19 protein-coding genes are annotated in these 17,898 nt (G+C 68.0%); 10 read left to right on the top strand and 9 right to left on the bottom strand.

Going from position 1 to position 17,898, the window contains the following annotated elements:
- Nucleotides 1-38: 38 nt before the first annotated feature.
- From AC1D2O_RS27635 to AC1D2O_RS27625, 3 genes are read right to left on the bottom strand one after another with little or no spacing between them, the layout of a single operon-like run.
- On the bottom strand, nucleotides 39-869 hold the full coding sequence (locus tag AC1D2O_RS27635) for an urease accessory protein UreD (RefSeq protein WP_478086775.1): 831 nt from the start codon (nucleotides 867-869) through the stop codon (nucleotides 39-41).
- Nucleotides 870-903: 34 nt separating this feature from the next.
- On the bottom strand, nucleotides 904-1,425 hold the full coding sequence (locus AC1D2O_RS27630; RefSeq protein ID WP_478086773.1) for a nucleoside deaminase: 522 nt from the start codon (nucleotides 1,423-1,425) through the stop codon (nucleotides 904-906).
- Nucleotides 1,422-2,450, bottom strand: a complete 1,029-nt coding sequence (locus AC1D2O_RS27625; protein WP_478086771.1) for an ABC transporter substrate-binding protein — start codon at nucleotides 2,448-2,450, stop codon at nucleotides 1,422-1,424. Before AC1D2O_RS27625 ends, AC1D2O_RS27630 begins: the two co-directional genes overlap by 4 nt.
- Nucleotides 2,451-2,724: 274 nt before the next feature.
- Between AC1D2O_RS27625 and AC1D2O_RS27620 the strand changes: the two genes are divergently transcribed.
- Together AC1D2O_RS27620 and AC1D2O_RS27615 are read left to right on the top strand one after the other, a co-directional pair.
- Nucleotides 2,725-3,798 (top strand): aromatic ring-hydroxylating dioxygenase subunit alpha, encoded by a 1,074-nt coding sequence (locus tag AC1D2O_RS27620; RefSeq protein WP_478086769.1) that lies wholly within the window; start codon nucleotides 2,725-2,727, stop codon nucleotides 3,796-3,798.
- Between the two features lie 44 nt (nucleotides 3,799-3,842).
- Nucleotides 3,843-4,241 (top strand): OsmC family protein, encoded by a 399-nt coding sequence (locus AC1D2O_RS27615; protein WP_478086767.1) that lies wholly within the window; start codon nucleotides 3,843-3,845, stop codon nucleotides 4,239-4,241.
- A gap of 135 nt (nucleotides 4,242-4,376) precedes the next feature.
- Here AC1D2O_RS27615 and AC1D2O_RS27610 read toward each other — a convergent pair whose 3' ends face one another.
- From AC1D2O_RS27610 to AC1D2O_RS27590, 5 genes are all read right to left on the bottom strand, one after another.
- On the bottom strand, nucleotides 4,377-4,691 hold the full coding sequence (locus AC1D2O_RS27610) for an EthD family reductase (protein ID WP_478158230.1): 315 nt from the start codon (nucleotides 4,689-4,691) through the stop codon (nucleotides 4,377-4,379).
- Between the two features lie 124 nt (nucleotides 4,692-4,815).
- Nucleotides 4,816-5,586 carry an ABC transporter permease gene (locus tag AC1D2O_RS27605; protein WP_478158229.1) on the bottom strand — a complete coding sequence of 257 codons (771 nt, stop codon included), beginning with the start codon at nucleotides 5,584-5,586 and terminating at the stop codon, nucleotides 4,816-4,818.
- 7 nt (nucleotides 5,587-5,593) lie between these two features.
- Nucleotides 5,594-6,448, bottom strand: coding sequence for an ABC transporter ATP-binding protein (locus tag AC1D2O_RS27600; RefSeq protein ID WP_478090042.1), 855 nt, complete (start codon nucleotides 6,446-6,448; stop codon nucleotides 5,594-5,596).
- Nucleotides 6,445-7,473: an ABC transporter substrate-binding protein gene (locus AC1D2O_RS27595; protein ID WP_478090043.1), complete on the bottom strand. Its 1,029-nt coding sequence runs from the start codon at nucleotides 7,471-7,473 to the stop codon at nucleotides 6,445-6,447. Before AC1D2O_RS27595 ends, AC1D2O_RS27600 begins: the two co-directional genes overlap by 4 nt.
- A gap of 101 nt (nucleotides 7,474-7,574) precedes the next feature.
- Nucleotides 7,575-8,117, bottom strand: a complete 543-nt coding sequence (locus tag AC1D2O_RS27590; protein WP_478090044.1) for a helix-turn-helix domain-containing protein — start codon at nucleotides 8,115-8,117, stop codon at nucleotides 7,575-7,577.
- A 229-nt stretch (nucleotides 8,118-8,346) separates the two neighbouring features.
- Between AC1D2O_RS27590 and AC1D2O_RS27585 the strand changes: the two genes are divergently transcribed.
- Genes AC1D2O_RS27585 through AC1D2O_RS27550 form a run of 8 tightly spaced genes read left to right on the top strand, consistent with a single transcriptional unit; the run spans nucleotide 8,347 to nucleotide 14,951 of the window.
- Complete coding sequence (locus tag AC1D2O_RS27585) at nucleotides 8,347-8,631, top strand: DUF3311 domain-containing protein (RefSeq protein ID WP_478090045.1); 285 nt, start codon at nucleotides 8,347-8,349, stop codon at nucleotides 8,629-8,631.
- Complete coding sequence (locus AC1D2O_RS27580) at nucleotides 8,628-10,115, top strand: sodium:solute symporter family protein (protein ID WP_478158228.1); 1,488 nt, start codon at nucleotides 8,628-8,630, stop codon at nucleotides 10,113-10,115. The genes AC1D2O_RS27585 and AC1D2O_RS27580 overlap by 4 nt, the downstream gene beginning before the upstream one ends.
- A 23-nt stretch (nucleotides 10,116-10,138) precedes the next feature.
- Nucleotides 10,139-10,636 carry a VOC family protein gene (locus tag AC1D2O_RS27575; protein ID WP_478090047.1) on the top strand — a complete coding sequence of 166 codons (498 nt, stop codon included), beginning with the start codon at nucleotides 10,139-10,141 and terminating at the stop codon, nucleotides 10,634-10,636.
- Between the two features lie 38 nt (nucleotides 10,637-10,674).
- Nucleotides 10,675-11,079, top strand: coding sequence for a RidA family protein (locus AC1D2O_RS27570; RefSeq protein WP_478090048.1), 405 nt, complete (start codon nucleotides 10,675-10,677; stop codon nucleotides 11,077-11,079).
- A gap of 13 nt (nucleotides 11,080-11,092) precedes the next feature.
- Nucleotides 11,093-12,031 carry a dihydrodipicolinate synthase family protein gene (locus tag AC1D2O_RS27565; RefSeq protein WP_478158227.1) on the top strand — a complete coding sequence of 313 codons (939 nt, stop codon included), beginning with the start codon at nucleotides 11,093-11,095 and terminating at the stop codon, nucleotides 12,029-12,031.
- Entirely contained in the window at nucleotides 12,028-13,233 is a 1,206-nt protein-coding gene (locus AC1D2O_RS27560) for an NAD(P)/FAD-dependent oxidoreductase (RefSeq protein WP_478158226.1), read from the top strand. The genes AC1D2O_RS27565 and AC1D2O_RS27560 overlap by 4 nt, the downstream gene beginning before the upstream one ends.
- Complete coding sequence (locus AC1D2O_RS27555) at nucleotides 13,226-13,516, top strand: (2Fe-2S)-binding protein (protein ID WP_478090051.1); 291 nt, start codon at nucleotides 13,226-13,228, stop codon at nucleotides 13,514-13,516. Before AC1D2O_RS27560 ends, AC1D2O_RS27555 begins: the two co-directional genes overlap by 8 nt.
- Entirely contained in the window at nucleotides 13,509-14,951 is a 1,443-nt protein-coding gene (locus tag AC1D2O_RS27550) for an FAD-dependent oxidoreductase (RefSeq protein ID WP_478090052.1), read from the top strand. Before AC1D2O_RS27555 ends, AC1D2O_RS27550 begins: the two co-directional genes overlap by 8 nt.
- Before the next feature lie 63 nt (nucleotides 14,952-15,014).
- On the opposite strand, the gene AC1D2O_RS27545 is transcribed toward AC1D2O_RS27550, so the two are convergent.
- Nucleotides 15,015-17,315 (bottom strand): NADP-dependent malic enzyme, encoded by a 2,301-nt coding sequence (locus AC1D2O_RS27545; RefSeq protein WP_478158225.1) that lies wholly within the window; start codon nucleotides 17,313-17,315, stop codon nucleotides 15,015-15,017.
- Nucleotides 17,316-17,898: the final 583 nt, after the last annotated feature.

The raw sequence follows: 17,898 nt of genomic DNA, 5'->3' as shown, positions 1-17,898 counted from the left end.
TCGCCTTGGGAGCGGCCCTGCGGCTCATGCCCGTTCGCCTACATCGACCAAATCCGCGGCGGCTGGCCGGACAGGCCCCAGAGTTCGGCGCGCCAGGCCTGCCAGACCTGCCGCAGCAGGTGCATCGCGGGTTCGACCACCGGCGCCAGGGTGCGCAGCACGATGATCCCGGGATGCGGGCTGGTGGCGCCCGCGCTTTCGCTCAGCGCGTGGGCCTCGATCAGCGACCGGGCGGCCTCCAGCGCGGCATCGCGTCGGGCGCGCTCCATCGGCGAGCCGGCGACGAAGAAGATCGAGGCCAGGCAGCGGTGGCCGGCCAGGCCCAGCGGACTCTGCAGCAGGCGCTGGTCTTCTGCGTCGATGCGACCGCGTTCCAGCCATACACCCGGCGCTTCGATGTGCTGCTGCAGCGTGCCGCGTTCGAAAGGCTTGCCGGCGTTCGGGAGGCCGAGCGCCGTGACGTCCCAGCCGATCAGCTCGGCGCCTTCATCGACGCGCAGGATCAGCCGGTTTTCGGCCCGGCAGCCGCTGAAGCAGATCGCCTCGAGCGGCAGCCATTCGAGGCGGGCGCCGGCTTCCACGCTGAGCTCCGTGCGCTGCAATGCCAGTTCGCCGTCCGAGCGATAGAAACGCGAAGCGCCTGGCGTGGTGATCAGCCCGTGGCTGCCCGCCGCGGCACGCACGCGGAGGTCCAGCGTGTCGCCGCCGACCAGCCCGCCGGGCGGATGCACCAGCACGTTGTGGCAGACCGCATCGCCTTCGGGGTAGAGGCTCTGCAGGATGCGCAGCGGCCCGTCGTGGCGAAAGCGCGCCACGCTGCGCCGGGCTTCCAGCTGGTAGTCGAGGTCAAGTCGTGCGTGCCATGGCATGACGGGAAGTGTAGAGATCCCGGCGCCGGGTGTTTCAGGATTTCCAGGCGCCGACGTGGGCCGCCGCGGCCTCGTCGACCAATGCCGGCCCGATGCATTCGATCGCATGCGCAGAGGCCCGGAAGACGTCGCGGCAGGACAGCTCGGCATCGCGCTGGTCGCCGCGTTCGCCGCGGAACACGCGCAGCCGCTCGGCGTCGATGCCGAACACCACGCGGCCGATGTTGGCCCAGAAGATCGCGCCCGCGCACATCACGCAGGGCTCGCCCGACGAATAGATCGTGGCGCCGGCCAGCTCCTCGCGCGACAGCTTGCGCGCCCCGAGCAGGCGCACCGCATTGGTCTCGGCATGGCCCGTGACGTCGCCGGTCTCGGCCGTGTTGCAGTAGGCCTCGGCCAGCACCTCGCCGGCGGCCGAGACCACCACCGCACCGAAGGGCCGGTTGCCGCGCCGCCGCGCGGCGTGCGACCAGACGATGGCCTTGCGCAGGTAGCGGCCGTCGCGCTCGTCGAGTTTCTGTTCAGCGGGAAAGCTGTCCGAAGGAAGTGAACTCATGCCTGGATGCTACGTTCATTGCGCGCCGGCAGCATCGAGCTGTTGAAGATAGCATCGGCCGACGGCTTGTTCCGCAGCCCGAACACCTCGGCCACTTCGTCGACCTGCTGCTCGAGCAGCAGCTTCCTGATGTCGCCCAGGCCGTGCCCGCGTGTGTCGGCGGCGCCCACGTATTGCGCGGTGATGGCCCAGCGGGCGAGTTCGATCTTCGCGTCGAGGATCGGTTCGCGCTGGCGCATCGCCGCGACGCTCGGCGCCGGGTCGGCGAAGGTCTCGACGATCGCGCGGTTGGTCGCGCGCAGGAAGGCCGCCACCGCCTTCGGGTTCTCCGCGATCAGGTTGCTGCTGGCCAGGATCGCGTTGCCGTAGAGATTGACGCCGGCATCCGAGTACTTCAACACCGAGAGGTCCTCGGGCTTCATGCGCGCGAACAGCGAGATCGCCGAGTCGTGGAAGTAGGTGGCGGCATCGACATCGCCGCGCACCATCACGTTGTCGCGGGCGCTGAAGTCGGTGGTCTGCCACTGGAAGGCGTCGGCCTTCATGCCCTGCTTGCGCGCCACCATCGGCCAGGCGCGCCGCGTCGATTCGACCGCCGCCGCCGCGACCTTCTTGCCCTGCAGGCTCTTGAAGTCGGCGCCGATGCCGCGGTCCTTGCGGCCGATGATCACGAACGGTGCGCGGTTGTAGTACTGGTAGACCGCCTGCACCACGGGGGTGCCCGGATGCTGCGCATTGAACTCGATCAGCGAGCTGATGTCGCCGAGGCCGAGCTGGTAGACGCCGCTGGCGATGCGCGTGATCGAGGCCACCGAGCCGGCGCCGGTGTCGATCGTGACGTCGAGGCCTTCGTCCCGGTAGTAGCCCTTGCTTTCGGCCAGGAAGAAGGGTGCGGTCTGTGCGTTGATGCGGAAGTCGAGCGTGAACTTGAGCGGCGTCGGTTTGGCGCCCTGCGCGAACAGGGCGGGTGCGGCGAGGGCGGCGGCGCTGGCTGCGCCGGTGGCGACGAAGGTACGGCGTTGCATGGATGGGGCTCCTGGAAATCGTGGCTCCTGATCGCCTGCCGGACGGCGGGCGCTTCAAGAGCAATTTCCGGGCGGCGCACGAAGAAAGGGCGGTGCGTGCGCTGCTGAACGCTTCTACTCTTGCCCGTTGCCATGCAGGACGCATGCCAGGCGCTGCAGGCCCGCAAATTGCAGGAAGATCGACGCAGAGTAGAAGCGTTCAGCTTGGGTGCGTGCAGGCCATGGCGGGAAATTGCTCTTTCAAGTTGATCCCACGCAACCGAAGGAGTCATTCATGCTCGTCACTCAACAACCCGTCTTTCGCAAGTTCTGGCATGCCGTCATGCCGTTGGCCGATCTGCAGCAGGGGCCCAGGCCCTTCACGCTGCTCGGCGAGAACATCGTCCTGTTCCTCGATGCCGAAGGCCGGCCGGCCGCGCTGCGCGACCGCTGCTGCCATCGCACCGCGAGGCTCTCGAAGGGCTGGTGCGTCGACGGCGAAGGCAAGGCCTGCGGGCAGGGCGCGATCCAGTGCGGCTACCACGGCTGGACCTACGACCGCAGCGGACAGGTGATCCGCATCCCGCAGTACGAGGCCGACCGCAAGATCTCGCCCGACTACCGGACCACGGCCTACCACTGCACGGCGCGCCATGGCTATGCCTGGGTGGCGCTGGAGGAGCCCATCGCCGGCATTCCCGAGATTCCGGAATTCGACGATCCGGGCTATCGGACCATCCACCAGTTCTACGAGGAGTGGCAGACCAGCCCGATGCGCGCGCTCGAGAACTCCTTCGACAACTCGCATTTCAGCTTCGTGCACCGCGCCACCTTCGGCGTCGCGGCGAGCCCCAAGCCGAGCAGGTACGAACTGGTCGAGAACGAGAGCGGTTTCCATGCCGAGACCGTGATCGATGCCGCGAACCCGGCCCGGTTCCACGCCATCAGCGGCGTGACCGACCCGATCACCACGCGCCACATGCGCAACGCCTACTTCCTGCCGTTCTCGCGCCGGCTCGACATCGAGTACCCCTCGGGCATCCGCCACATCATCATCAATTGCTTCACGCCCATCGACGACGGCCGCATGCAGCTGTGCCAATGGCTGTTCCGCAACGACACCGAGGCCGACTGTCCGGCGCAGATGCTGATCGATTTCGACGAGGAGATCACGCGCGAGGACAAGGACATCCTCGAGTCGACCGACCCCGATGCGCTGGTCGACACGCGGCGGCGCGGCGTCGAGTACTCGATGGAGTCGGACCGGCCCGGCATGCTGATCCGCAAGCACCTGATGCAATTGCTCGCGAAGCATGGCGAATCGGAAGTGCATCGCATGCAAACCGTGGCGCTCGCGCAGGCCGCCTGAAGCACTCGGGCGCTACCATCGCGTCTGATCATCAGGAGACCTTCATGAGCATCACAGTCCGCCGCGACGGCATCACCGGCACCCGCCACATCGTCAAGATCCGCGCGCACGAGTTTCCGGTCGATGCATCGCCGGATCTCGGCGGCAAGGATGAAGGGCCTTTGCCGCATGATCTCTACGACGCATCGCTCGGCGCCTGCAAGGCGCTCACGGTGCTCGTCTACGCGCAGCGCAAAGGCATTCCGGTGGAAGAGATCGAAGTGATCGTCGACCGCGATGACAGCGAAGAACGCAAGGGCACCTATCGGCTGGGCACGTCGCTGCGCGTCACAGGCAACCTGACCGAAGCGCAGCGCGCCGATCTCCTGCGCGTGGCGGGCAAGTGCCCGGTCCACCGGCTGATGACCGAGGTCAAGACCGAGATCGAGACCCGGTTGGTTTAGCTCGCCCCCAGGTTGGCTCACTTCGTGTAGCCGCCCACCCCCTACCGGGGGCAACACCAGCGGCCCGGCAAAGCCGGTTCCGCGGTGTTTCACCAACGGGCCTGGCTTCGCCGGCCGAGATGGAGCCTTGGCGGGTTAACCCACCACCACTTCGCTGATCTGCATCACCGGCTGCAGGTCGGTGTAGTTCGGAATGTCGCCCATGATCTCCTTCGCATGCGGCCCGAAGGCGGCCTGGAAGGATTCCACCGAGTCGCAGAAGATGTGGCACATGCCGATGTAAGGCGCGGGTGCGCCCGGTGCGCCGCCCGCGATGCCCTTGTCGATCGTGTAGGACTTGCAGGCCTCGCCCATCCTGCTTTTGAGCAGCGGCATGTGCTTGTCGCGGTAGTAGCCGTGGTCGAAACGCGCGCCGGCGGTGTTGGGATACATCACGCTGACCTTGATCATGGTTCGTCTCCAGAATTGTTGGCCCCCACGCTCCCCACTTCGTGTGGTTCGCTGCCCCCCGAGGGGGCGCAGGCCGCCTTGGGAGCGGCCCGGCGGCGGCCTGGACCCGCAAGGATAGGCGCTTTCATTCGCCTTGCGAACCCCGGTGCGCCCAGCCCGTGGTGTGCTTCTCGACTGCGCTGAAGAGCTCGTACATCCCCATCGCCATCGCGCCCACCACCATCAGTCCGGCGAAGGCCAGGCCCATCTGCATCGACGAGCCGGCCGAGATCAGCAGGTAGCCGATGCCCTCGTTGGCGGCGGTCATCTCCGACACCGTGGTGCCGACGAAGGCCAGCGTGATCGCCACCTTGAGCGAGGCGAAGAAGTACGGCATCGAGCGCGGGAAGCCGATCTTCATCAGCACGTCCCAGCGCTTGGCGCCGAGCACGCGCAGCACGTCTTCCAGCTCGGGCTCCAGCGTCGCCAGGCCGGTCGCGATGTTGACCATGATCGGGAAGAAGCTGATCAGGAAGGCCGTGAGGATCGCCGGACCGGCGCCGATGCCGAACCAGACCACCAGGATCGGCACGAAGGCCGCCTTGGGCAGCGCGTTGAAGGCGGTCATCAGCGGGTACATCGCCGCATAGGCGAGCCGCGAGCTGCCGATCACGAAGCCCAGCAGCACGCCCACCACGATCGCCAGGCCGAAGCCGGCCATCGTGACCCAGAAGGTGCGCCAGGCGTGGCCCGCGATGATTTCCTTGAACTCCCAGAACTGGGTCCAGATGCGCCAAGGGCTCGGAAAGATGAACTCCGAGACGCCGAAGCCCGAGCAGATGATCTGCCACAGCACGATGACCGCGACCAGCAGCAGCCAGGGCGACCAGCGTTCGATTTGCTTGTTGTTTTTCATGGATGGATCACTGCGCGATCATGGCCGGTGCCTTGGCGGCATCGGCGATCGCGTGGCTCCGGATCGCGCCGATGTGGCCGCGCAGCTCGAGCACGATGTCGGTGAATTCCTTGGTGTAGGTCAACTCCAGCTCGCGCGGGCGCGGCAGGTCGATCTCGCGCTTGACGACGAAACGGCCCGGGCTCTTGCTCATCACGTACACGGTGTCGGCCAGGAACACCGACTCGCGCAGGTCGTGCGTGACCAGGATCACGTTGAACCGCTGCTCGGTCCAGAGGTCGCGCAGGATGCACCAGAGCTCCTCGCGGGTGAAGGCGTCGAGGGCGCCGAAGGGCTCGTCGAGCAGCAGCATCTTGGGCTCGTGGATCAGCGCGCGGCAGATGCTCGCGCGCTGCTGCATGCCGCCCGAGAGCTGCCAGGGGAACTTGTCCTCGTAGCCGCCGAGGCCGACCTTCTGCAGCAGGCTGCGGGCGCGTTCCACGTACTCGCGGCGCCTGGCCTTGAAGGTCGAGCGGTAGGGCTCGACGATCTCCAGCGGCAGCAGCACGTTGTCGACCGTGGTGCGCCAGGGCAGCAGCGAGGGCGCCTGAAAGGCCATGCCCGAGATCTTCAGCGGCCCGGTGACCGGCTGGTCGTCGATGCGGATCTTGCCCATCGAGGGCATCCGAAGGCCCGTCGTGAGCTTCATGAAGGTCGACTTGCCGCAGCCCGAGGGGCCGACGATGGCGATGAATTCGCCGCGCTTGACCTTCAGGTCGATGGCCTCGACCGCGAAGTGGTTGGCGCGCAGCAGTTCTTCGTTGTAGGCAAGCCAGACGTCCTGGAAGTCGACGAAGGGCCCGCTCTCCGTTCCCGCCGTCACTTGCGCAGAATGTTGAGTTCGGCCGCCGGCGGCAGCATCGAACCGTTCCACACGGCATCGGGGTTGACGCGGGTCTTGGTCGCGAAGGCGTCCGACACCTGCGAGGCCATCAACGACAGCCGGCCCGCGTTGACCTGGCCGAAGCCTTCGGCGCGCGCGTCGGGCGTGTTGACCACGGTGTCGATCGCAAGCTTGAGGCGGCGCGTTTCGAGCTCGCTGTTGACGATGCCGTCGCGCGCCTTGATCGACTCGATCGCGACCGCGGGGCTGGCGATCACTTCCTTGGCGCCCTTGGTGAAGGCCATGAGGAAGGCCTTGACCGCCGCCGGGTTCTCCTTGATCAGCTTGGGCGAGGCGATGATCGCGTTGCCGTACAGCTTCACGCCGTAGTCGGGGTAGGGCAGGACGACGATGTCGGCCGCCTTGGCGCCGCGCGACTCCAGGTTCAGCAGCGAGGTGAAAGTGAAGCCCGTGATGGCGTCGATGTCGCCGCGCAGCAGCATGGTCTCGCGCAGGGTCGGGTCCATCGCGGTCCAGCTCACCGCGCCGATGTTGTTGGCCTTGGCGAAGATCGGGAAGGCGCGGCGGCCGGCGTCGAACACCGGCGCGCCGAGCTTCTTGCCCGCGAGGTCGGCGGGCTTGGTGATGCCGCTCTTCTTGAGCGCCATGACCGAGGCCGGCGTGTTGTTGTAGACCATCATCACCGCGACCGGCTTGTTCGGGCTGTCGGGGTTGTTGGCGTGGAACTCCATCAGCGCCGCGAGGTCGGCGAAGCCCATGTCGTAGGCGCCCGAGGCCACGCGCGTGACCGCGCCGCCCGAACCGTTGCCGGCATCGACCGTGACGTCGAGGCCGCTGGCCTTGAAGTAGCCCTTGGCGGCCGGGTGCGTGAAGAAGGCCCCGGGTCCCTCGAAGCGCCAGTCCAGCTGGAACTTGATCGGCGTCGTCTGCGCATGCGCAGTGCCCAGCCCGAAGCTGAGGGCGGAGGCGGCGAGGAAGGTCTGGAGCAGGTGGCGCTTGTTCATTCAGGAATTCCGTGATGGGGAGGGATGCACGGGATTCAAGCAAAAACGGTGCCGGCACGCACTTGGTGCGAACCCTTCAGATGAACCCAAGCGGGGCTGGGTCAGGGAATCGGCGGCGTCACCGACAGGATGATCTCGGCGTCGACATCGCCATGATTGACGTAGCGATGGGCGTGGATCGCTTCGAAGGTGATGGCCTCGCCGGCCTGGACCTGATGCGCCACGCCGGCGATCTCGACGGTCATGGTCCCGCGAATCACGTAGATGCACTCGACCGAGGGGTGGCTGACCGCGTCCGTGTCGGCCACCGAAAACTGGCCCGGAACGAACACGGCGCGCAGCACTTCCATCGGACCGTTGCCGCGGGTCAGGCGTTCATAGCTGACCGCGCCCTTGGGTCCGATGATCTGCGTGCGCTCGCCGGGGCGGCTGAGCCAGATCGAAGGGGCCTCGGGGTCCAGGAAGAGCGCCGCCATGGATTCGCCGAACACCGTGCTCAGCGCGCGCAGCGTGTGGAGGCTGGGCTCGGTCACTTCGCGTTCGATCTGGCTCAGCAGGGTCGGCGACACGCCGGCATCTTTCGCCAAAGCCCTCAGCGAGAGGCCGCGGGCGACCCGCAATTCATTCAATCGTTTGCCGAGCACTTTGATTCAAGCCGTGTGGAAGCCATGGCGCACAGCATAAGTGATCCATCGATCGTGTAGTAAAACTGCACATTCGATGGCGAGAATTTCGGTGGTCAGGACAAGGGTTTACCTCTAGTAGAAGGCGTATTGACTTGCATTGATCGAAAACATACTCTTCAAAGTGTGCAGTGAAAGTGCACAATATCCAGTCTTCAGCTCGACTCCCCATTCCTTTCGCGAGGTAAGCATGACCACTCCAACCTGGCGGGCCGGCATCGGCTCTGCGCCCAAGCGGCCCCACCTGGCGCTCCTCGCGCTGCCCTTCATCTGGCAGGTCGCCTGCATTCCGCTCGTGAACGAGGTGGCGCTGCGGCCCTTCGGCATGCCCTTCCCGATGGTCTGGCAGATGGCCGGCGTGGTCTTCGCGAGCCTGGTGTTCGCGCTGGTCTTCCATCTCGACCGCCGCGCCGGCCTCGAAGAGGAGGAAGCCGCCTTCCTCGCCGCCACCGTGATCCGCAAGGCCTCGTCATGAAATACACCGTTGCGGCCCTGTTGCTGCTCGCGACAGTGGTGGGCGCCATCGGCTTCGGCCGTGCCGCCGCGCGCGGCAAGACGGTGGCCGACTGGGCCGTCRGTGGCCGCAGCATGGGCACCCTGCTGTTCTGGTTCATGAACGCCGGCGAGATCTACACCACCTTCGCGGTCTTCGGCATCGCGGGCTACGCCTGGGCGCTCGGGGCGCCGGCCTACCTGGCGTTCTGCTCGGTCTCGCTGTCCTTCGCGATCGGCTACCTGCTGATGCCCAAGATCTGGCGCGCCGGTCGCAGCGCGGGCTTGTTGACGCAGGCGGACTTCTTCGCCTACCGCTATGACGCGCCCTGGCTCGGCGTGGTCACCGGCCTGATCGGCATCGCGAGCCTGGTCATCTACGTGCAGATCCAGCTGGTCAGCCTGAGCCTGATCGTCTCGCTCACCTTCAACCAGGCCTTGTCGCCCACGCTGTCGCTGATCGTGGCCGGCGGCTTGATGGTGGCCTTCGTGCTCGCGGCCGGCCTGCGTTCGGCGGCGTTCGCGGCCGGGGTCAAGGACGTGATGATGATCGTGCTGATGGCGGTGCTGGCCGCCTCGGTGGCCCACAAGGTCGGCGCCAGCTCGATGTTCGACATCTTCGACATGGCCGAGGCCATCCGCCCCGGCATCGGCAAGCTGCCCGGCGCCGACCCCGGCGCGCCGACCACCAATGTGTGGCTGATCACCGCGGCGCTGAATGTCGCGCTGGGCAACTGGGTGTTCCCGCACCTGTTCCAGATCTCGTATTCGGCCCACAGCCCGACCGCGATCCGGCGCAACGCGATCTGGCAGCCGATCTACTCGCTGGCCTACTTCTTCATCATCCTGCTGGGCCTGGCCGCGCTGGTCGCGGGCACCTTGCCCCCGGGCAACAACATGAACGCGGCCTTGCTGCAGTTCGTGTCCACCCAGTACCCCGACTGGGTGGTCGGCCTGCTGGCGGGCACCGGCGTGCTGCTGGCCCTGGTGCCGGGCTCGGTGCTGCTGCTGACGGCCGGCACGATCTTCACGCGCAACGTGGTGACGCCGGTGTACCCGGCCCTGAGCGAATCCCGGGCCCTGCTGATCTCGCGCGCCGCGCTGGTGGCCTTCGCCGCGCTGGCGGTGTGGCTGTCGATGGATCAGAAGGGCTCGCTGGTGTCGATCCTGCTGAAGGCCTACTCCGCCATCGGCATGCTCGGCCCGGGCGTGTTCCTGGCCTTCCTGTGGAAGAGAACCTCGGCCCTCGGCGTGGCGGCCGGCCTCGTCGTGGGCTTCGTCGCCCTGCTCGCGCCCTTCGCGCAAGCCTGGTGGAGCGCGCTCTTCCCGGGCTGGGAGGTGGGCCTGATCGCCATGGCGATCAATGCCGCCACCGTCATCTGCGTGAGCCTGGTGACGCCGCAGCCGAACGCGGCCGGCGTGGCGCTGGGCGTGCGGCTGCATGCGCACCAACTGGTGCGGTCCTGAATCCTTCATGAGGAGTCCACGCCATGTACGCCAATCCACTGGGCATCCGCCGCATCGACCATGTCTCCTGGACGGTCGCGGAACTGGATCCGGTCATCGCCTTCTATCAGCACGTCTTCGGGGCGCAGATCCTCTACGGCCTGGGTCCGTTCGACGCCGCCGAGATGCCGCGCGAGGCCGACGGCCGGGACTGGATGGAGGCGCACATCGGCGTCACCGGTGCACAGCTCGAACTGTGTCTGCTCGGCCTGCCCGGGGGCATTCGGCTCGAACTGTTCGTCTACAAGAATCCGCCGAGCAGCACGGTCCGGCCGCTGCGCGGCAACCACATCGGCGCGCATCACCTCGGTCTCGAGGTTGACGACATGGACGCCGCGGCCCGGTGGCTGCGCGACAACGGTTGCACCGTCTTCGAACGCATCGCCTTTTCCGAAGGGCCGACCGCGGGCTCGCAGTACCAGTACTTCCGCGACCCCTGGCAAAACGTCCTCGAACTGGTCGTGCACGGTCGGCCGTTCTGACCCCCCATCTTTTCTATTACCTCATCGGAGCATCCACCATGACACGAAAAGTGATCAACCCCGAGTCCATGTACCAGACCGTCCGGTTCGGCTTCTCTCACGCGGTCCTGCGGAACGGCGGACGCACGCTTCATCTGGCGGGCCAGGTCGCCTGGGACCGCGACTGCAATCTGATCGGTGGCGGCGACGTCATCGCGCAAACGCGCCAGGTCCTTGCCAATCTCAAGAAGGTGCTGGCCGCAGCCGGTGCGACGACCGCCGACGTGGTGCGGCTGCGCACCTACGTGGTCAATCACACGCCCGACAAGCTGGGGCCGATCTGCGCCGAGATCTCCGCCTTCTACGGCGATGCCTTGCCCGCGGCCAACACCTTCATCGGCGTGCAGGCGCTGGCCCTGCCCGAGTTCCTGATCGAAATCGAAGCCGATGCCGCATTGAACTGAGGAGAAAGAACGAATGAACCGCAACGATGTCGAATGGGCAGGCTACATCCCTGCCATCACGACCCCCTTCGCACGCAACGGCGACATGGACTGGGCCGCCCTGGGCGCCCAGCTCGAGTGGCATGTGCAGCAGCGCATGCATGGCGTGGTGCTCGCGGGTACCTCGGGGGAATGGTTCAGCCTCAGCGAGGCCGAGCGGGCCCAGCTGTTCCAGGAAGCCAGCCGCACGATCGACAAGCGAATCACGGTGCTCGGCGGCTGCAACGCCTACACCGCGGCCGAGGCCATCCGCCACGCGCGCGCCGCCGAGCGCGCCGGGCTCGACGGCATCCTGCTGACGCCGCCGCCCTACGTCGTGCCGGGCCGGCGCGAGCTGGTGCAGTTCTACACCGACGTGTCCGATGCCACCGACATCCCGATCTGCATCTACAACTGGCCGCGCGGCTGCGTGGTCGACATGGATGTCGAACTGCTCGACGAGCTGGCCGAGATCGACCATGTGGTGGCGATCAAGAACTCGACGCCCAACTTCGCGGCGTTCCTGCAGGGCGCCTATGCGCTGCGGGACAAGGTGCGCTACTTCAACATGCCGACCTCGGCCCTCGGCGCGGACCTGGCGGCGCTTGGCGTCAGCGATGGACTGATGGGCGCGGGCGGCGTGCTGGGCGCGGACCATTCCGATTTCTGGCGCCGCGTCGCGGCCGGCGACAAGGCCGGTGCGGTCGCGCTGGGCGAGCGCGACCGCGTGATCATGAAGGCCTGGTTCAACAAGGACTTCGCGGGCAACTTCGGCAGCGCACAGGCCATCCTCAAGACCGCGCTGCGGCTGCGCGGCGTGCCCGCGGGCTATGTGCGGCGACCGCTGCTCGAACTGACGGCCGTCGAAGTCGAGCAGGTGCGCGCCACGCTCGAAGGGCTGGGCCTCGCCACCGTCGCGCTCGCCGACACGTGAACGCCGCGGAGTCCAGCGTGAAGGACCGGCCCGCGCGCATCGCCACGCTGGTGGTGGGTGGCGGCCTGCTGGGCTGCGCCGTCGGCTACCTGCTGGCGGCGGCGGGTACCGAGGTGCTGCTGGTCGAGAGGAAGCAGCTCAACGCCCAGGCCTCGGGCCAGAACGCCGGCAGCCTGCATTTCCAGCTCGAGTACCGGATGATCGAAAACGGCGAGGCGGCCGCGCGCAAGGCGGCCGAGGCCATTCCGCTGCACCTCGATGCGCAGCGCGCCTGGAGCCGGCTCGAGTCCGAGCTCGGCGCCGAGCTCGGCGTGGTGCAGCATGGCGGCTTCATGGTCGCCGAAACAGCGGAGCAGGTCGAGCGGCTGGGCCGCAAGATCGCGCTGGAACAGGCTGCAGGCCTATCGACCGAGCTGCTGGACCGCGCCGCATTGCAGGCCCGCGCACCCTATCTGGGCGAGAACGTCATCGCGGCGGCCTTCTGCGCCGCCGAGGGCAAGGCCGATCCGCGGCGCTGCGCGCTGGCCTACGCCCGCGCCGCGATGCGCCTGGGTGCCCACGTGCATTCGCGGACCGGCGTGCAATCGATGCGCCGCAATGGGCGCGGATGGCACGTGAGCTTCGACGACGGCGGCGTCTGCCAGGCCGAGCACGTGGTCATCGCCGCCGGCGCATGGTCGGGCCGGCTGGCGCAGATGGCGGGCGTCGTGCTGCCGGTCAGTCCCGTGGGCTTGACCATGACGGCCACCGCGCGCACCGCGCCCTTGATCAAGCACCTGGTCCAGCATGCCGGGCGGCGGCTGTCGATGAAGCAAACGCCCGAAGGCAATGTCCTGATCGGCGGCGGCTGGCCGGCCGCCCTGAGGCAATCCGGCGGCATGGTCGACCTCGATCGCCGGCCCGAGCTGCTGCTGCCCTCGCTGGCCGGCAACATGGCCGCGGCGGCTGCGGTCGTGCCCGCCGTCGCTCATCTTCCGGTGCTGCGCGTGTGGACCGGCACCACGGCCCTGGTGGCCGACCAGTTGCCCTTGATCGGCGAAGTGCCCAAGGCCGCAGGCCTGTTCATCGCCACGGGCGGCTCGGCCTTCACGCTGGGCCCGACCTACGCGCGCATCCTCGCCGACAAGATCCTCGGCCGGCCCGAGACCTTCGACGTCCGCGCCTACGACCCTCAACGTTTCGGGAGCCTGACCCTTGCCTGATCGCATCCGCATCGATGCCGGCGTGAGCCGGCCCGCCCCGATCCTCATCCATGTCAACGGCGTCGCGACTTCGTGCCATCCGGGAGAGACGGTCGCGACGGCCCTGCTGGCGGCGGGCATCGTCGTCTTCCGCCGCACTGCCAGCGGCGCCGCGCGCGCGCCGGTCTGCAACATGGGCGTGTGCTTCGATTGCCTGGTGACCATCGACGGCCGCCCGGCCGTGCGCAGCTGCATGACGCGCGTGGCCGAGCACATGCATGTCGAGGTGCCGCGCCATGACTGAGGCATCCCCATTCGACCTCGTCGTCGTTGGCGCCGGCCCGGCCGGTCTGTCGGCCGCGCTGACGGCGGCCGAGCATGGCCTGCACGTGGTGGTCGTCGACGAACAGCATGACCTCGGCGGGCAGATCTTCCGCCAGCCGCCGCAGAGCTTCGGCGCGCCGCCTTCGAGCGCGTTCAAGAGCTATGCCTTCGGCGAGCCGCTGATCGCACGCGCGCGCCGTTCGACGGCGATCGAATGGCGGCTCGGGGCGACGGCTTGGGGCGTGTTCCGCACGCCCGACGGCGTCCACGTGCGCCTGGCGATCTCGCAGGCCGACGAGACCGAAGTGCTCGAAGGCCGCTCGCTGCTGATCGCCACCGGGGCCTACGACCTGCCGGTGGCCTTTCCGGGCTGGATCCTGCCCGGCGTGATGTCGGCAGGCGGCATCCAGACGCTGGCCAAGAGCCAGTTCCTGCGCGCCGGCAAGCGCTTCGTGCTCGCGGGTTCGCATCCGCTGCTGCTGCTGGTGGCCGATCTGCTGGTGCAGGCCGGCGGCGAGGTGCTCGAGGTCGCCATCGCACGCCCCAAGCCTGCCGCGAGCGAACTGTTGGCCGGCTGGCCGGCCGTCCCGGGCCATGTCCGCCTGCTGGCCCAGACCGCGGCCGCACTGCGCAACCTGCAGCGACATGGCGTCCCGGTCCGCTTCGGCACCCTGGTGCTGCGCGCCGAGGGCGAGGAGGCCGTGCAGCGGGTGACCCTGTGCGATGCCGACGCCGAGTGGCAGGCACGCCCCGGCACCGAGCGCGTGCTCGAGGCCGATACCCTGGTCGTCGGCTACGGCTTGCTCGCTTCGAGCGAGCTGGCGCGCCAGGCCGGTTGCGCGGTCCGGTGGCGTCCGGCCGAAGGCGGCTGGATCGTCGAGCACGACGAAGCCATGCGAACCAGCGTGGATTCGATCTATGTCGCCGGCGAGCCGGCCGGCGTCAACGGTGCCGAGCTGGCTTTTCTCGAAGGGCGGTTGGCGGCGCTGAACATCGTTGTCGCCATCCGCGCTGAGGCGCCCTCGGAGCCGCTCGAGAAGGCTCTGCGTGCCACGACCCGCGCCATCGCCCGGGCGCGCCGCTTCACCGAGGTGGTGCTGCGCTTCTTCGAGCCGCGGCTCGATGCGCTGGCGCGACTGGCCACCGACGACACGCTGGTCTGCCGCTGCGAGGAAGTCTCGGCCGGCACCGTGCGCGACTTCCTTGCCGAGAACCCGCACGTGAGCGACGTGAACAGCGTGAAGCTGGCCTGCCGCACCGGCATGGGGTATTGCCAGGGGCGCTACTGCCAGCACACCGTGGCCCATCTGCTGGCGCAGACCCGCCAGACCGAGGTCGCGCAGCTGGGCGTCTTCTCGGCGCAGGCGCCAATCAAGCCGGTCTCGGTGATCGCGCTGGCCCATCTCAAGACATGAGCGCGACGGCTGCCCCCTGCATGCCCTGGCCCTGGCGGAACAGGCAGGGGGCGGACCGGCGGCCTAGCGCGGCGAGTTGGCGTCGGCCACGGCCAGCGCGGTCATGTTGACCACGCGGCGCACCGTCGAAGACGCCGTCAGGATGTGGGCCGAGCCCTGCGCACCCATCAGGATCGGGCCCACCGTCACGCCGTTGCCGCCGGTCATCTTCAGCACGTTGAACAGGATGTTGGCGGCGTCGAGGTTGGGGCAGATCAGCAGGTTGGCCTCGCCGGTGAGCGAGGTCTCGGGCAGCGCCTTGAGGCGCACGTCCTCCGACAGCGCGGCGTCGCCGTGCATCTCGCCGTCGCATTCGATGTCGGGCGCCATCTTGGCGAACAGGTCGCGCGCCATGCGCATCTTGCGCGCCGAGCCGCGCTCGGACGAGCCGAAGTTGGAGTGCGACAGGAAAGCCACCTTGGGCGGCAGCCCGAAGCGCCGCACCTCGTCGGCCGCCATCACCGCGATGTTGGCCAGCGTCTCGGCGCTCGGGTCTTCGTGCACGTTGGTGTCGGCGATGAACAGCGTGTACTTCTCGAGCGTCAGCGCGTTCAGCGTCGCGAAGCCCGGCGCGCCGCGCTTGAGGCCCAGCACCTGGTTCAGGATCTTGAGGTGGCTGTCGAAGCGGCCGACCAGGCCGCACAGCATCGCGTCGGCGTCGCCCAGGTGCAGCATCAGCGAGGCGATGGTGGTGTTGGAGCGCCGCACCATGGCCTTCGAGGCCTCGGGCGTGATGCCGCGCCGACCCATGATCTGGTGGTAAGCCTCCCAGTAGGTGCGGAAGCGCGGATCGTCCTCGGGGTCGACGCACTCGACATCCTTGCCGAGGCTGATGTGCAGGCCGGCCTTCTTGATGCGGGCCTCGATCACGGCTGGGCGACCGATCAGGATCGGCTTGGCCAGGCCCTCGTCGACCGCCAGCTGGGCGGCGCGCAGCACGCGGTCGTCCTCGCCCTCGGCGTAGGCCACGCGCTTGGCGGTGGCCAGCTTGGCGGCGCTGAACACCGGGCGCATGAACATGCCGGTCTGGTAGACGAAGCGCGTCAGGTGCTGGCGGTAGGCGTCGAGGTCCTCGATCGGCCGCGCGGCCACGCCCGAGGCCTGCGCCGCCTTGGCGACCGCGGGCGCGATGCGCAAGATGAGCCGCGAGTCGAAGGGCTTCGGGATGATGTAGTCGGGGCCGAAGGCCAGTTCCTGGCCGGCGTAGGCGGTGGCGACTTCCTCGCTGATGTCGGCCTTGGTGAGGTCGGCGATCTCGCGCACGCAGGCCAGCTTCATCTCCTCCGTGATCTTGCTTGCGCCGCAATCGAGCGCGCCGCGGAAGATGTAGGGGAAGCACAGCACGTTGTTGACCTGGTTCGGATAGTCCGAGCGGCCGGTCGCGATGATGCAGTCGGGGCGCACGGCCTTGGCGAGTTCGGGCCGGATCTCGGGCTCGGGGTTGGCCAGCGCCAGGATGATCGGCTGGCTGCCCATGCTCTTGACCATGTCCTGCGAGACCACGCCCGGCGCCGAGCAGCCGAGGAACACGTCGGCGTCCTTCATGACGTCGGCCAGGGTGCGGGCGCCCGTGTCCTTCTGCGCGTAGCGGGTCTTGGAATCGTCGAAGCCGCCCGGACGGCCGATGTAGATCAGGCCCTTGGAGTCGACCGCGTAGATGTTGGCGGGCTTGACGCCCAGGCCGACCATCACGTCGAGGCAGGCGATCGCCGCGGCGCCGGCGCCCGAGACCGCGATCTTCACGTCCTCGATCTTCTTGCCGACCAGTTCGAGCCCGTTGATCAGCGCCGCGGCCGAGATGATGGCCGTGCCGTGCTGGTCGTCGTGGAACACCGGGATGTTCATGCGCTCGCGCAGCTTCTTCTCGATGTAGAAGCACTCGGGTGCCTTGATGTCCTCGAGGTTGATGCCGCCCAGCGTGGGTTCGAGCGCCGCGATGATCTCGACCAGCTTGTCGGGGTCGTTCTCGGCCAGCTCGATGTCGAAGACGTCGATGCCGGCGAACTTCTTGAACAGGCAGCCCTTGCCTTCCATCACCGGTTTGCTGGCCAGCGGGCCGATGTTGCCCAGGCCCAGCACGGCGGTGCCGTTGGTGACCACGCCGACCAGGTTGCCGCGCGAGGTGTACTCGGCCGCCAGCGAGGGGTCGGCCTGGATGTCGAGGCAGGGATAGGCCACGCCCGGCGAGTAGGCCAGCGACAGGTCGCGCTGGTTCAGCAGCGGCTTGGTCGGCGAGATCGAGATCTTGCCCTTGACGGGCGAGCGGTGGTACTCGCGTGCGGCATCGCGCAATGCTTCTTCTGCGGGGGAAAGGGTGTTTGCCATCGTTGTCTCCTTGCTGTCTTGGCTCAGGGTAGAGGCTACCCCAAAGTGCGCTCTGGGAGGGGCCTGAGCTTTGGAAAGAGTGGCCGTGGGTGGGCAAGGGTGGTTGTGCGCTGGCGAGGGCGCCCGGCACGCGGTGCGGGCCGGACGACCCCACTGCGCCGGCCCTTCGGGCTGCCTTGCGGTGCTCGCTTCAGGCGGGGTCCGCGCAAACTCGCTGCGCTCAAACACGCGCGGCCCTTTTTCCGCCTGAAGCTGCGCTCCTCAGCGGCGCAGAGGGGATCGCCCGTCCCGCACCGCATGCCGGGCTTCGGGGGTGACCCACGGACGGGCGCGCCTCTAGCGTCGAGAGCCTGCGCCCAGGCGAACCGTGGAGGCGAGGAGCGCACCCCCGACGTATCCACGGCGGTGGGCGGTAGGCCCCGGGCCGGCCGTTGAGGCACCGCCGAGCAGCGCAGCGGTGCGCGGATCAGGGCTCGCGACTGTTTGAGTGGAGCGCAGCGGAGCGAGTTTGAGCGAGACCCCGCGTACCGCGAGCAGCGCAGGGCAGCCGCGAAGCGGCCGGTGACGTCGGCCGGCCCGGGGC

The sequence above is a fragment of the Variovorax sp. P1_G12 genome (genome assembly GCF_056405555.1).
This window is presented reverse-complemented; position numbering and strand designations above follow the sequence as displayed.

What these genes read in the sequence shown, in the direction of transcription:
- AC1D2O_RS27635 (WP_478086775.1), bottom strand. Translation starts at nt 869, where the DNA reads ATGCCATGGCACGCACGACTTGACCTCGACTACCAGCTGGAAGCCCGG.
- AC1D2O_RS27630 (WP_478086773.1), bottom strand. Translation starts at nt 1,425, where the DNA reads ATGAGTTCACTTCCTTCGGACAGCTTTCCCGCTGAACAGAAACTCGAC.
- AC1D2O_RS27625 (WP_478086771.1), bottom strand. Translation starts at nt 2,450, where the DNA reads ATGCAACGCCGTACCTTCGTCGCCACCGGCGCAGCCAGCGCCGCCGCC.
- AC1D2O_RS27620 (WP_478086769.1), top strand. Translation starts at nt 2,725, where the DNA reads ATGCTCGTCACTCAACAACCCGTCTTTCGCAAGTTCTGGCATGCCGTC.
- AC1D2O_RS27615 (WP_478086767.1), top strand. Translation starts at nt 3,843, where the DNA reads ATGAGCATCACAGTCCGCCGCGACGGCATCACCGGCACCCGCCACATC.
- AC1D2O_RS27610 (WP_478158230.1), bottom strand. Translation starts at nt 4,691, where the DNA reads ATGATCAAGGTCAGCGTGATGTATCCCAACACCGCCGGCGCGCGTTTC.
- AC1D2O_RS27605 (WP_478158229.1), bottom strand. Translation starts at nt 5,586, where the DNA reads ATGAAAAACAACAAGCAAATCGAACGCTGGTCGCCCTGGCTGCTGCTG.
- AC1D2O_RS27595 (WP_478090043.1), bottom strand. Translation starts at nt 7,473, where the DNA reads ATGAACAAGCGCCACCTGCTCCAGACCTTCCTCGCCGCCTCCGCCCTC.
- AC1D2O_RS27585 (WP_478090045.1), top strand. Translation starts at nt 8,347, where the DNA reads ATGACCACTCCAACCTGGCGGGCCGGCATCGGCTCTGCGCCCAAGCGG.
- AC1D2O_RS27575 (WP_478090047.1), top strand. Translation starts at nt 10,139, where the DNA reads ATGTACGCCAATCCACTGGGCATCCGCCGCATCGACCATGTCTCCTGG.
- AC1D2O_RS27570 (WP_478090048.1), top strand. Translation starts at nt 10,675, where the DNA reads ATGACACGAAAAGTGATCAACCCCGAGTCCATGTACCAGACCGTCCGG.
- AC1D2O_RS27565 (WP_478158227.1), top strand. Translation starts at nt 11,093, where the DNA reads ATGAACCGCAACGATGTCGAATGGGCAGGCTACATCCCTGCCATCACG.
- AC1D2O_RS27550 (WP_478090052.1), top strand. Translation starts at nt 13,509, where the DNA reads ATGACTGAGGCATCCCCATTCGACCTCGTCGTCGTTGGCGCCGGCCCG.
- AC1D2O_RS27545 (WP_478158225.1), bottom strand. Translation starts at nt 17,315, where the DNA reads ATGGCAAACACCCTTTCCCCCGCAGAAGAAGCATTGCGCGATGCCGCA.